This is a genomic window from Actinomadura sp. KC345 (assembly GCF_004348515.1).
Taxonomy (GTDB): Bacteria; Actinomycetota; Actinomycetes; order Streptosporangiales; family Streptosporangiaceae; genus Spirillospora.
In genome coordinates this window covers 38,146-50,747 of record NZ_SMKH01000015.1, presented here as the reverse complement: position 1 = coordinate 50,747, position 12,602 = coordinate 38,146, and the positions used below count along the sequence as shown (strand labels likewise).

Genomic DNA, 12,602 nt, shown 5'->3' with positions numbered 1-12,602 from the left:
CCACAGACCGGCCCCTTCCGCGGATCCCGGTCCGCCCGGAACACGTGGCCGGGACCGCATGACGAACGCCCCCGGTTCGGGCCGGGGGCGTTTCGACGGCGTGTGTCAGGGGGCCTCGGTGGGGTCCTCTTCGAGGAGGTCGTCGAATTCGCCGTCCTTGACGCCCGCGATGAAGGCGTCCCACTCGGCCTCGGTGAAGTAGAGGATGGGGCCCTCGGGCTTCTTGGCGTCGCGCATGACGACGGCCCTCTCACCGAAATCCTTGTGCTGGACGGGGACGTCCTTGCCATCGATGAACTCGATGATGACCCCGTCGCTGAGGATCGGTTCCTGCTCGGTCACTGGCACACCTTCTTCGTCCTGGCGCTGTCAGCCCCCAAGGTTAGTGCGTGAGGGGCCGGTGACACAGCGGAAAGCGGCCGGTCAGGTGTCGATGAGAAGGCGGGCGGCGGAGATCTCCAGCCGGGCCTGAATCTCCTCGGCGGTGGCGTTGCCGCGGAGCATCTCGATCATCTCCATGGTCCAGATGCCCGACAGCGCGCGGGCGACCAGGCGGCGCGGGTCGTCGGCGGCGATGGCGTCCGGGCGGCCGGACGCGGCGAGCAGCAGCAGCCCGGTCATCCGCTCGCCGAAGTCGGTCTTGACGTCCGAGAGCAGCAGCGAGCGGATCAGCGCCTCGGCGAGCTCCGGCTCGCGCATCAGCCCGCGGGTGGCGCGCATCAGCACCTCGACCGCGCGCTGCGGCGGGTCGCCCGCCCGGGGCGGGCGGCGCTCGATGCTGCGCTCCAGGAGGTCGAGCTCCTCGCCGACGACGGCGACGACCAGGTCCATCTTGGACGGGAAGTAGCGGTACAGCGTGCCGAGGGCGACCCCCGCGCGTTCGGAGACGGTGCGCATCTGCATCGCCTCGATGCCGCCGCGCGACGCCAGCGCCGCGGCGGCCTGCACGATACGCTTGCGCCGCTGGTGCTGGCTGCGGGAGCGCACGCTCTGCCCCGGCTGCTCGGCCGCCTGTCCCGGGGTCCCGTTCCCGTCCCCGGTCACCGTCGGCTCTGCGGTCACGGTGATCCCTCCTGAGCGGGCGCGGTCGCCCGACGTGTCCTGCCAAGGATACAGCCCGCGTGAGAACGTGTTATCTGATCGGTGCGGGCGGCGGTCCGGGCCGGATCTCTCTCTCCGGTCGATTGACCCTGACATGCTAGGCGAATCTGCCCGGGAACGAGCCCGATCATGCCTCTGGACACAGACTAGAATCTGTTCTACTTTTTCGCCGTGGGGTCGGCCCGGGAGGTGGCAGGGTGAGCGTCGCGGCACTGCTGGAGGCAAGGGCGGACGACGACCGCCCCGGGCTGCGTTCGGCCGACGACGGCCGGTCCTGGACCTGGCGCGAGGTCGTCGCCGAATGCGCGTCCCGCGCCGCCTGGATGGCGGACCGGCGGGTCCAGGGACGTCCCGTTCACGTGGGCGTGCTCCTCGACAACACGCCTGAGCTGGTGTTCCTCCTCGGCGGGGCGGCGCTGTCGGGGTCGGTCGCGGTCGCGCTGAACCCGACCCGGAGCGCCGCCGAACTCGCGGGCGACGCCGAGCGCGCCGACTGCGACCTCGTCCTCACCCAGCCCCGGTACGCGAGGACCGCCGCCGAGCTGGGGCTCCCCGTCCGGGACGTCGAGGGCGACGAGTACCGGACGTCGCTCGCCCCCTTCGCGGGCTCCCCGCTCCCGGACACCTCGGATTTGGGCGACGCCACCCTGCTCATGCTGATCTTCACGTCCGGTACGTCGGGACGCCCGCGCGCCGTCCGCGTCACCCACCGCAAGGTGCGCGTGCCGGGCGTGATGCTCGCCGAGCGCATGCTGTCCGCGGAGTCGGTCGTCTACTGCCCGATGCCGCTGTTCCACTCGGGCGCGGTCATGGCGGCGTACGCGCCCGCGCTGGCCGCCGGCGCCGAGCTGGTGCTGCGCGGACGGTTCTCGGCGTCCGCCTTCCTGCCGGACGTGCGCGCACACGGCTGCACCTACCTGCACTACGTCGGCAAGGCGCTGTCGTACGTGCTGGCGACGCCCCGGAGGGAGGACGACGCCGACAACCCCGTCCAGTTCGCGTTCGGGAACGAGGCCGCGCCGCTGGAGCAGAAGACGTTCGGGGAGCGGTTCGGCTGCTTCGTCATCGACGGCTACGGCTCGACCGAGACGGCGATCTCGCTGGTGCCCGACCCGTTCGGCCCGGACGGCGCCATCGGCAGGCTGGCCGACGGGGTCGCGATCCTCGATCCGGCGACCGGCCGCCCGTGCCCGCCCGCGGTGCTCGACGAGGCCGGACGGCTCGTGAACGGGGACGAGGCCATCGGCGAGCTGGTCGGCACCGGAGACCTCGGCCTGTTCGACGGCTACTACAAGGAGGACGCCCCCGACCGGCTCCGCGACGGCATGTACTGGAGCGGGGACTTCGCCTACGCCGACGCGGACGGCTACGTGTTCTTCGCCGGGCGCGACGCCGACCGGCTCCGCGTGGACGGCGAGAACTTCGGCGCCGCCCAGGTCGAGCGCGTCCTGGCGGAGCTGCCCGGCGTCCGCCAGCTCGCCGTGTACGGGGTGCCGGACGCGGCGTCCGGAGACCAGGTGATGCTGGCGATCGCCGCCGACGGGTTCGACCCCGAGGCGTTCGCGGGCTACCTGCGCGGGCGCGCCGACCTGAGCCCGAAGTGGCCCCCGCGGTACGTGCGGGTGGCGCGGGAGCTGCCCGCGACCGCCTCCAACAAGATCCTCAAGCGCCGGCTGGTGAAGGACGGCTGGCGCACCGACGACCCGGTGTGGTGGCGGCCCGGACGCGACCTCGACTACCGCCCGATGACCGCGGAGGACGCGGCCCGCATCCGGTCGGAGTTCGAGCGCAGCGGACGGCTTCACCTCCTGGAAGGGAGCGGATGAGTGGACTTCAACCTCGACGAGACCCAGCAGGAGATCAAGGGTCTCGCCGCCGGAGTGCTCGGGCGTGAGGCCGCGCAGGAGCGCCTGGAGGCGTTCGAGAAGAGCGGGGCCCCCTACGACGACGTGACGTGGAAGGCGCTGGCCCAAGCGGGGCTGCTCGGGATCGTCCTGCCCGAGGAGTCCGGTGGCGCCGGGCTAGGCCCGGTGGAGCTGGCGGTCATCCTGCGCGAGGTCGGCCTCCATGTCGCGCCCGTCCCGGTGTACGCGTCACTCGCGCTGGCGGCCGTCCCGATCGGCGCGCACGGGACGGCGGAGCAGCGCGCACTGCTGGCGCCGCTGACCGAGGGCGCCGCGGTCCTGACCGGCGCGTACCGCGAGGCCGGCCCGGCGGGCGAGGTCGCGACGACGGCGCGGCGGGACGGCGGCGGGTACGTCCTCGACGGCGTGAAGACCTTCGTCCCGTACGCGCGGGAGGCGTCGCGGATCCTCGTGCCCGCCCGGGTCGAGGGCGAGGGCGTCGGGGTCTTCCTGATCGAGCCCGGCGCCGCGGCGGTCACCGCCCAGCCGTCCGCGACGAGCGAGCCCCTGTCACGGGTCGAGCTGGACGGCACGAGGGCCGGCCCCGAAGCCCTGCTGGGCGGGACGGCGGACGGCGCCGCCTGGGACACCCTCCGCCGCTCGGCCGTCGCGGGCGCGGTGGCCATCGCGTCCGGCGTCATCGAGGGCGCGCTGGAGCTGACCAAGGAGTACACCCGGACCCGCGAGCAGTTCGACCGGGCGCTCGCGCAGTTCCAGGCGGTCACGATGCAGATCAGCGACGTCTACATCGCGAAGCGCGCGCTGGACGTCGCCGTCTGGGCGGGCGTCTGGCGGCTGGCCGAGGGGGCCGGCGACGCCGAGGAACTGCTGACGATCGCCTCCTACAACGCGTGCGATCCCGTCGTCAGGGCCCTTTACACCTGCCAGCACCTGCACGGCGGCATCGGCCTGGACGTCACCTATCCGCTGCACCGCTACTTCGCCTGGGGCAAGCACTGCGGACACCTGCTCGGCGGCGCGGAAGACCGCCTCGACGCACTCGGCTCGCTCGTCGCCCAGGAGGCCTGAATGTTCATCGACCTGACCGCCGAGCAGAAGAGGCTCCGCGACGAGCTGCGCGAGTACTTCGAGAACTGCCTGACCGCCGAGCAGCGCGCCGCGATCGGGGCCGACCCGTTCGGCGCCGCCTACATGGAGCACTGCAAGCGGCTCGGCCGCGACGGGATGCTCGGCGTCGCGCTGCCGAAGGAGTACGGCGGCCGCGGGTTCGGCCCGGTCGAGCAGACGATCTTCGCCAACGAGATCGCCCGCGCCGACGTCACCTACCCGCTCATCACGCTGAACTCGGTCGCGCCGACGATCCTGCAGTACGGGTCGGACGCCCACAAGGAGTACTTCATCCCGCGCATCCTCGCGGGGGAGTGCCACTTCGCGATCGGCTACAGCGAGCCGGGCGCCGGCACGGACCTCGCGGCCCTGCGCACCACCGCGGTCAGGGACGGCGACCACTACGTCGTGAACGGCCAGAAGATCTTCACCTCCGGCGCGCACCACGCCGACTACGTGTGGCTCGCCGCGCGCACCGACCCGTCCGCGAAGAAGCACAAGGGCATCTCGATGCTCATCGTCGACTGCGAGGACCCGGGCTTCTCCTGGACGCCGATCATCACGATGGACGGCGCGCACCACACCAACTCGACGTACTTCCAGGACATCCGCGTCCCGGCGGACATGCTGATCGGCGAGGAGAACAAGGGCTGGGACCTCATCGTCAACCAGCTCAACCACGAGCGGGTGACGCTGGGCCCGGCCGGGCACATCGGGCACACCCTCATCCGGTTCGAGCGCTGGGCCCGCACCACGACCGGACGGGACGGGCGCCCGCTCATCGAGGAGCCCGCCGTCCGCCGCGCGCTCGCCCGGGTGCACGCCTACACGCGCGTCAACGAGATCCTCAACTGGCAGGTCGCCGCGAACCAGGACCTCGGCTGGCTCGGCGCCGCCGACGCGTCCGCCACGAAGATCTACTCGTCGGAGCGGATGCAGGACGTCGGCCGCGTCTTCGGCGACGTCCTGGCCCGCTACGGCGACCCGGGCGACCCGGAGACGGCGGACTTCACGGCGGCGCTCGACCGCCTGGCCAAGGGCGCGCTGGTGCTGACGTTCGGCGGCGGCGTCAACGAGATCCAGCGCGAGCTGATCGCGATGATCGGGCTCGGGCTGCCCCGCGCGCCCCGCTGAGGGTCACGCGCCCGCCTGCGGCGGGTTGAGGCCGTCCTCCAGGATGGCGAAGGTCCTGTCGACCGTTTCGGAGAGCGAGCCGAACGCGCCGTCATGGCTGCGCATCGCGTCGGCCGCGGACTGGAACCCGCAGGTGGCGGCGGCGGCGATGACGTGCGGGCGCAGGTCGGCGGCAGGGTCGGCCCCGAGCCGCTCGGCGACGAACTCGATCAGGATCGCCTGCTTGCGCTGCGCGTGCTCCAGGCTGCTCGCCATGAGCGCCGGGCTCGCGTTCATCATCGACATCAGGCACTGGAAGCGCCCGGGGTCGAAGCCGAGCTCACCGGCCTCGCAGGCGCGGGCGATGCCGACGACGGCGCGCCGCAGCGCCGTCATGATCGGCTCGTCGGCGGGGCGCTCGTTCAGCGCCGCCATGACGGCGCGGGTCTGCTCCTCCTGGAAGGTGAGCGCGACGTCCTCCTTCGAGGCGAAGTAGCGGAAGAACGTCCGGGACGAGACGTCCACGGCGTCGGCGATCTCCTCGACGGTCGTGGCGTCGAACCCCTTCTCGGCGAAGAGGGCGAACGCCGCGTCGACGAGTGCCTCCCGCGTGCGCTGCTTCTTGCGTTCGCGCCGGCCCGGGGGCTGGGGCCCGGGACCGGCGGCGCCGGTCTCGGGGGCGGTCGCGGTCATGTGCGCAGTGTAGCCGCCACGCCATCGCCTGCCAAGAGACAGAGCATGAACAATGTCTTTGAGTGACTCATGTCGCTTCGCAACGCACGGCAGTTGACGACAAGTGTCGTGCTATGCCACTTTGAGGGCTGGCCTGCCAACCGGAGGTTTCCTCGATGAGCCACTCTCCAGGCGCCGGAACACTGGATCCCGGCGCCGTCTCCGTACAGCCGGACGACGCGTCCTCGGACCACAGGCCGCCGCGCACCCGGTCCCGAGAGCGAACCGCCAGGCGGGGGCGCGGCCATCCGTGGCTGACGCTCGTGGCCGTCGCGCTCGGCGTGATGATGGTCGGGCTGGACGCGACCGTCGTGACCATCGCCAACCCCGCGATCGCCGCGGACCTCGGCGCGAGCCTGTCCGGCCTCCAGTGGGTGACCAACGCCTACCTGCTGGCGCTCGCCGTCACGCTGATCCCGGCCGGCAAGATCGCCGACCGGTTCGGGCGCAGGCGGACCTTCCTCGCCGGGGTGGTCGGGTTCGCCATCTCCTCGGTGCTGATCGGCCTGTCCGGCGGCCTCGGGGCGGTCATCTTCTGGCGGGTCGTGCAGGGCTTCGCGGGGGCGCTCCTGCAGCCCGCGAGCCTCGCCATCCTGCGCAACACGTTTCCGGCCGAGCGGCTCAACACCGCGATCGGCGTCTGGGGCTCCACGCTCGGCGTCTCCATCGCGGGCGGGCCGATCGTCGCCGGGCTGCTGGTCGAGCACGTCAACTGGGAGTCGGTCTTCTTCCTCAACGCCCCGCTCGGCCTGGTCGCCCTCCTCGCCGGCCTGTGGGTGATCCGCGAGTCGCGGGACGAGGAGGCCGCCGGGTCGTTCGACCTGCCCGGCGTCGCGCTGCTCAGCGGTGCGCTGTTCGCCCTCGTCTGGGGCCTGATCAAGGCCGGTGAGGACGGGTTCGGGGCGACGGTCCCGCTGGTGTCGTTCGCCGCCGCCGTCGTGCTGTTCGCCGTGTTCGTCTGGAACGAGCTGCGCGTCGAGCGTCCGCTGCTCCCGCTCGGGCTGTTCCGCTCGGTGTCGCTGTCGGCGGCGACCGGGCTCATCGTCCTCGGCTTCTTCGCGATGTTCGGGACGATCTTCTTCATCACCCTCTACCTGCAGCAGGTCCACGGCATGAGCCCGGTGGACGCGGGCGTGCGGATGCTGCCGATGACCGCCGTGTTCATCGTCGCCTCACCGGTCGCGGGCGCGCTGACCAGCCGGTTCGGGCCGCGGGTGCCGCTCGTGGTCGGAATGGCCTTCACCGCGACGGCGCTGTTCGGGCTGTCGCGCATCGGGGTGGAGGCCCCCTACGTCCAGCTCTGGCCCTGGTTCGTGCTGCTCGGCACGGCGTTCGGGATGGTCATCGTCGCCGGCACCGAGGCCATCGTCGGCAACGCCCCCGCCCACCTCGCCGGTGTCGCGGGAGGGCTCCAGCAGACCGCCGCGCAGGTGGGCGGCGTCCTCGGCACGTCCGTCCTCGGGGTGCTGCTGTCCACCAGGGTCGGCGACGTGCTCGCCGGACGGCTGGCGGACGCGGGCGTCCCCGGCGGCGCGGCGCAGCGGCTCGCGGGTCAGGAGGGGCTCGTCTCCCAGGGCGTGGCGCCCGTCCCGCCGGGCACACCGGCTCCGGCCGCCGAGTCGATCACCACCGGGAGCCACCTCGCGTTCATGGACGGCTTCCAGACCTCGCTGACCGTCGCCGGGGCGGTGGCCCTCGCCGCGGTCCTCGCGGCCCTGCTCGTCCGGCGCGGCACCTCCCCGGTCGAAGGTGCCCCCGTGGTTTGAGGGCCCGTGGTTTGAGGGCCCGTGGTTCGAGGGCCCGCGGTTCGAGGGCCGGCGGTTCGAGGGCCGGGCCGCTCAGTTCCCGCTCGGCGACGGCGTGGGGTTGGCCGTCGGGCTGGGGCCGGGCGTGCCCGGCTCCTCCGGCGGGTCCGTCGGGGTGTCCGGCGGCGGCGTGGTCGGGGTGCCGGAGCCGTCGCCGGGCGGGGTCGTCGGGTCGTCCGGCGTGGTCGGGGGAGTGGTCGGGGACCCGCTGGTCGGCGGGGCCGACGGGCGGTCCGGCCGCGACGGCGTGCCCGGCGACCACGAGCCGGTCTCCCGCGAGGGACCGCCGGGCGGGGACGTCGCCGGCGGCGCGGCGCCGTCCGGGGTCCCACCGGCCGGCGGGGCCGGGTCGCCGCTCGTGGCCGGGTCGCGCGGGGTTCCGGGCGGCCCGCCCGTCGCCTTCTCGGTGCCGGACAGGCCGGGCATCGGGTGCCGCGGGACGCCGGTGCTCGTGGTGGACGCCGGGTTCGTCTGGCCGTTGCTCGCCGTCGGGACCATCGACGCGGCGCCCGCGCCGCCCTTCGCCGAGGGCCAGGTGGCGAGCAGGCCGACGACCGCCGCGACCGAGGCGGCGACGCCCGCCGCGGCGCCGATGCCCTTCTGGAGGCCGCCGGACAGTCCGCGCTTCGGGTTCGCGCCGGTCCCGCCCCGGCGCCCCGGGTGCGGCCGGTCCGGGCCGATCACCACGAGCGGGCTCGGCACGGTGACGCTCGGCAGCGGCCGGACGGCCTCGTCCTCGCAGGCGGCCAGGACCCGGTCGCGCAGCCAGCCGGGCGCGCGGGCCGGCGCCCGGTCGGCGAGCAGCCGCGGGAGCCGCTTCTTCTCGAACGCGGTGATGAGGTCGTGCCGCGCCTCGGTCGTGCCGCGCATCAGGATCTCGAGGACGGACCGCTCCAGCCGGATCCGGGCCGCGTCGAGCAGCTGCACGACCGTGTCCGGCGCGATGCCGAGGACGCGGGCGATGTCGTGGGGTTCGAGCCATTCGCTCGCCCACAGCAGCAGTACCTCGCGGTGGTCGGGGCGCAGGGCGCCCGCGGCGCGCAGCAGCGGGTCGGAGCCGGCGAACAGCATGCCGCCCCGCCCGTCGAGGTGGCCGGCGAAGGCGCCGCGCTCGGTGCAGGCCGAACGGGCGAGGGAGTACAGCCACAGGACGCTGTCGCCGCGCGGCGGCTGGCGGACGGCCGCGGTGAAGGCGTCCCCGACGGCGGCCGCGGCGAGCTGGTCGCCAACGAGTGACCAGCAGTAGGCGTACAGGCGGTCGGCGTGCGCGTCGTAGAGCGAACCCATGTCCCCGCGCATGTGACCTCCCGATCTTCGGCCCGGTAATCGGCAAATGGTGCATACCGCTGGTTGACGGACTCTAGCGTCTCCGGTCAATGCCTGAGAAGTCGGGGATTAGGCGAAACGTCGAATAGTACGGAAAGTAACCGTTGCACATGCGGACGGTGATGTTCACGGAGATTTAAGGAAGTTCACGTATTTCGTCGGATTCCTGATCCGGTTCAGCGGGGAAGGTTCGCCTCCGCTATCACCGAGGTGAGGAGACCGCCGTGACGCGGCTGACCGTGGACGACGTCTACCAGCACATTCGAGGTGTCTGCTTCAAGACCGGCCCGCCCGGGACGGTCGGCGCGGAGACCGAGTGGTTCGTGATCGACTCCGCCGACCAGAGCGCCCACGTGCCCGCCGGCCGGGTGCGCGCCCTCGTCGGCGAGGCCGGCCCGCCCCCCGGCGGAAGCAAGATCACCTACGAGCCCGGAGGGCAGCTGGAGCTCAGCTCCGCTCCGTTCGGCGGGCTCGCCGAACTCCACACCGCGCTCGACGGGGACACCGCGCACGTGCGCGGCGCCCTCGCCTCGGACGGGCTGTCGCTCGTCGGCCAGGGCGTCGACCCCGTCCGGCGGCCGCGGTTCCAGGCCGACCATCCCCGCTACGCCTGCATGCGCGACTACTTCTGCGCGGGCGGCTTCCCCGACGCCGGTCTGGCGATGATGTGCTCGACCGCGTCCGTCCAGGTCAACCTGGACATCGGCGCCGACCACACCGACGCGTTCCGGCGCTGGCGGCTCGCGCACGCGCTCGGCCCGGTGTTCGTCGCCGCGTTCGCCAACTCGCCGCTCCGCGCCGGCCGGCCCACCGGGATGCGCTCCTCCCGGCAGGGCATCTGGACCGAGCTCGACCCGTGCCGCACCCTCCCCGTCCTGCGCGACGGCGCGGACGGCGACCCCGCCGAGGCGTGGACGCGGTACGCGCTCGACGCCCAGGTCATGCTCGTCCACACCGCGGAGGGCGAGTGGACCTCCGCCCCCGGGATGTCGTTCCTGGAGTGGCTGAACAAGGGCGAGCCGGGCGAGGACGACCTGTCCTACCACCTGTCCACGCTGTTCCCGCCGGTCCGGCCGCGGGGCTGGCTGGAGCTGCGCATGATCGACGCGCTGCCCGGCCCGTACTGGCCCGTCCCCGTCGCCGTCGCCACCGCTCTGCTGGACGACCCCGCGGCGTCCCGGGCCGCCGAGGCCGCGGCCGAGCCCGTCGCGCACCTGTGGGCGGAGGCGGCCCGCCGCGGGCTGTCCGACCCGGCCCTGGCCGCCGCGTCGCGGGCCTGCTTCGCCGCCGCGCTGGAGGCGCTGCCCCGGCTCGGCGCACCCGGCCTCGTCGCGCTGGTGGACGACTACGCCCGCCGGTACGTCGAGCGGGGACGCACCCCCGCCGACGACCCCGCTTCCGATTCGCCGGACGCGCACCCGCCCCTGGAATCCGCCCAGACCGAGGAGGCCCCGGCATGGCCCCGATGAACCCCCCGGCCGCCCGCGACGAGGACGCCCTGAAGGAACTGATCGCCGGCGAACTCGGCGCGGTGCGGGACCGCAGCTTCGGCCTCACCACCGACGTCCTGGGCGGCGACGGCCTCACGTCCCAGGTGTCGCCGCTCATGTCGCCGCTCGTGTGGGACCTCGCGCACGTCGGCAACTACGAGGAGCTGTGGCTGCTGCGCGCGGCGGCGGGCGAGGACGCGATGCGCCCGGAGATCGACGGCCTGTACGACGCGTTCGAGCATCCGCGCGCCGAACGGCCGTCCCTGCCGCTCCTGTCACCGGACGAGGCCCGCGCCTACATCGGCACGGTGCGCGCCAAGGTGCTCGACTCGCTGCCCGCGGCGCGGTTCGACACGGCGGATCCGCTCATGTCGGGCGGATTCGTGTACGGGATGGTCGTCCAGCACGAGCACATGCACGACGAGACCATGCTGGCCACCCATCAGCTGCGCAAAGGCGCTCCCGCGCTGCTCGATCCTGTGGCCGGGACAATCCCGCACGTGTCCTCCGTCCGTTCTCCTGTGGACGAGATCCTGATCGACGCGGGGCCATTCCGAATGGGCACGTCGGACGATCCGTGGGCTTACGACAATGAGCGTCCCGTGCACGTTGTCGACCTCCCCGCGTACTACATCGACGCCGAGCCGGTGACCAACGCCGCCTACATCGCCTTCATGGAAGCCGGTGGCTACGACGACCCGCGCTGGTGGGACCCCGCCGGGTGGGAGTGGCGCACAAGCAGCGGCAAGCGCGCCCCCGCCTTCTGGACGCGGGAGGGCGGTCGGTGGACGCGGCGCCGGTTCGGGCGGACGGAATCCGTCCCGCCCGGCGAGCCCGTCCAGCACGTGTGCTGGTACGAAGCGGACGCCTACGCGCGCTGGGCCGGGAAGCGGCTCCCGACCGAGGCCGAGTGGGAGAAGGCCGCCCGCTGGGACCCGGCCACCGGACGGTCGCGCCGCTACCCTTGGGGCGAGGTCTACGAAGAGGGACGTGCCAACCTGGGCCAGCGAGCACTCCGTCCGTCGGACACGGGCTCCTATCCGTCTGGTGCGTCGGCCTACGGGGTCAGGCGCCTCCTAGGGGACGTATGGGAGTGGACATCGTCCGACTTCAGCGGCTACCCGGGTTTTCGCTCCTTTCCTTACAAGGAGTATTCGGAAGTCTTCTTCGGCCCCGAGTACAAAGTGCTCCGGGGCGGTTCATGGGCGACGCACCCACTCGCGATACGCGGGTCGTTCCGCAACTGGGACTACCCCATCAGGCGGCAGATCTTCTCCGGTTTCCGCTGCGCCCGATCCGTCCCAGGGGAGGCCCGCTGATGTGCCGCCATCTCGGCTACCTGGGCCCCGAACGGACGTTGCACTCGCTCATCTACGACGGTGAGCACTCGCTGGAGAGCCAGTCGTACGCGCCGCGCATGACGCAGGGATGCCTCCTCAACGCCGACGGGTACGGAGCCGGCTGGTACCAGCACGGCGAGGCCGTCCGGTTCCGGCGCGCCCAGCCCATCTGGACCGACCAGTCGTTCCGCGAGATCGCCGGGGCGGTCCGGGCGTCCTGTGCGATCGCGGCGATCCGCTCGGCGACGGCCGGGTTCCCGGTGGACGAGGCGTGCGCCCAGCCGTTCCGCGCCGGGACCCGGCTGTTCAGCCACAACGGGAGGATCGACGACTTCGGCGGCGCCGAGGGCCGGCTCCGGGAGCTGGCCGGAGACCTCGCCGGGGTCCCGGACGCCCGTGCCCCGGTCGACTCCGCGCCGCTGTTCGCCCTCGCCGCCCGGTACTGGCGGGACGGGCTGCCGCTCGGCGAGGGCCTCGCCGCCGTGATCGGCGCGGTCACCGCGTTCGCCCCCGGCCGCTACAACCTCCTAGCCTCGGACGGCACGTCGCTGGCGGCCACGACCTGGGGCGACTCCCTGTTCGTCCGCGAGGACGCGGACGAGATCCGGATCGCGTCCGAGCCGCTCGACGACGACGCGGGCTGGAAGTCCGTCCCCGACCGCTCGCTCGTCACCGCCGACCTCGCCTCCGGCGTTTCCGTCATCCCCCTCTGAAAGCACGTCC

At 72.9% G+C, this 12,602-nt stretch carries 11 protein-coding genes; 7 read left to right on the top strand and 4 right to left on the bottom strand.

Annotated elements, in window-relative coordinates; all coding sequences use genetic code 11:
- Nucleotides 1-105: 105 nt before the first annotated feature.
- Both E1281_RS41075 and E1281_RS04550 read right to left on the bottom strand, forming a co-directional pair.
- Complete coding sequence (locus E1281_RS41075; RefSeq protein ID WP_207933618.1) at nt 106-342, bottom strand: DUF397 domain-containing protein; 237 nt, start codon at nt 340-342, stop codon at nt 106-108.
- Nucleotides 343-423: 81 nt separating this feature from the next.
- The gene (locus E1281_RS04550; RefSeq protein WP_131875860.1) at nt 424-987 is read right to left on the bottom strand and encodes a TetR family transcriptional regulator; all 564 of its coding nucleotides are present in this window, start codon (nt 985-987) and stop codon (nt 424-426) included.
- 311 nt (nt 988-1,298) lie between these two features.
- Here E1281_RS04550 and E1281_RS04545 point away from each other — a divergent pair, with 311 nt between their 5' ends.
- The 3 genes from E1281_RS04545 to E1281_RS04535 are packed head-to-tail and all read left to right on the top strand — an operon-like array spanning nt 1,299 to nt 5,207.
- Entirely contained in the window at nt 1,299-2,927 is a 1,629-nt protein-coding gene (locus E1281_RS04545) for an AMP-binding protein (protein WP_131875856.1), read from the top strand.
- The gene (locus E1281_RS04540) at nt 2,928-4,034 is read left to right on the top strand and encodes an acyl-CoA dehydrogenase family protein (protein ID WP_131875855.1); all 1,107 of its coding nucleotides are present in this window, start codon (nt 2,928-2,930) and stop codon (nt 4,032-4,034) included.
- Entirely contained in the window at nt 4,035-5,207 is a 1,173-nt protein-coding gene (locus E1281_RS04535; protein WP_131875854.1) for an acyl-CoA dehydrogenase family protein, read from the top strand. It begins immediately after the preceding gene.
- A 3-nt stretch (nt 5,208-5,210) separates the two neighbouring features.
- Here the strand turns inward: E1281_RS04535 and E1281_RS04530 are convergent, their stop codons facing one another.
- On the bottom strand, nt 5,211-5,879 hold the full coding sequence (locus E1281_RS04530; RefSeq protein WP_131875853.1) for a TetR family transcriptional regulator: 669 nt from the start codon (nt 5,877-5,879) through the stop codon (nt 5,211-5,213).
- Between the two features lie 155 nt (nt 5,880-6,034).
- Here E1281_RS04530 and E1281_RS04525 point away from each other — a divergent pair, with 155 nt between their 5' ends.
- Complete coding sequence (locus tag E1281_RS04525) at nt 6,035-7,684, top strand: MFS transporter (protein WP_131875852.1); 1,650 nt, start codon at nt 6,035-6,037, stop codon at nt 7,682-7,684.
- Nucleotides 7,685-7,756: 72 nt separating this feature from the next.
- On the opposite strand, the gene E1281_RS04520 is transcribed toward E1281_RS04525, so the two are convergent.
- Nucleotides 7,757-9,022: a hypothetical protein gene (locus E1281_RS04520; RefSeq protein ID WP_131875851.1), complete on the bottom strand. Its 1,266-nt coding sequence runs from the start codon at nt 9,020-9,022 to the stop codon at nt 7,757-7,759.
- Nucleotides 9,023-9,273: 251 nt separating this feature from the next.
- Between E1281_RS04520 and egtA the strand changes: the two genes are divergently transcribed.
- Genes egtA through egtC form a run of 3 tightly spaced genes read left to right on the top strand, consistent with a single transcriptional unit; the run spans nt 9,274 to nt 12,592 of the window.
- Nucleotides 9,274-10,518: an ergothioneine biosynthesis glutamate--cysteine ligase EgtA gene (gene egtA, locus E1281_RS04515; protein ID WP_131875850.1), complete on the top strand. Its 1,245-nt coding sequence runs from the start codon at nt 9,274-9,276 to the stop codon at nt 10,516-10,518.
- Nucleotides 10,506-11,858 carry an ergothioneine biosynthesis protein EgtB gene (egtB, locus tag E1281_RS04510; protein ID WP_243716579.1) on the top strand — a complete coding sequence of 451 codons (1,353 nt, stop codon included), beginning with the start codon at nt 10,506-10,508 and terminating at the stop codon, nt 11,856-11,858. Before egtA ends, egtB begins: the two co-directional genes overlap by 13 nt.
- Nucleotides 11,858-12,592 (top strand): ergothioneine biosynthesis protein EgtC, encoded by a 735-nt coding sequence (egtC, locus tag E1281_RS04505; RefSeq protein ID WP_131875849.1) that lies wholly within the window; start codon nt 11,858-11,860, stop codon nt 12,590-12,592. Before egtB ends, egtC begins: the two co-directional genes overlap by 1 nt.
- Nucleotides 12,593-12,602: the final 10 nt, after the last annotated feature.

Excerpts from the sequence above, each read along its gene's own strand:
- E1281_RS04525 (WP_131875852.1), top strand. The coding sequence starts at position 6,035 with ATGAGCCACTCTCCAGGCGCCGGAACACTGGATCCCGGCGCCGTCTCC.
- egtB (WP_243716579.1), top strand. The coding sequence starts at position 10,506 with ATGGCCCCGATGAACCCCCCGGCCGCCCGCGACGAGGACGCCCTGAAG.
- E1281_RS04530 (WP_131875853.1), bottom strand. The coding sequence starts at position 5,879 with ATGACCGCGACCGCCCCCGAGACCGGCGCCGCCGGTCCCGGGCCCCAG.
- egtC (WP_131875849.1), top strand. The coding sequence starts at position 11,858 with ATGTGCCGCCATCTCGGCTACCTGGGCCCCGAACGGACGTTGCACTCG.
- E1281_RS04535 (WP_131875854.1), top strand. The coding sequence starts at position 4,035 with ATGTTCATCGACCTGACCGCCGAGCAGAAGAGGCTCCGCGACGAGCTG.
- E1281_RS04520 (WP_131875851.1), bottom strand. The coding sequence starts at position 9,022 with ATGCGCGGGGACATGGGTTCGCTCTACGACGCGCACGCCGACCGCCTG.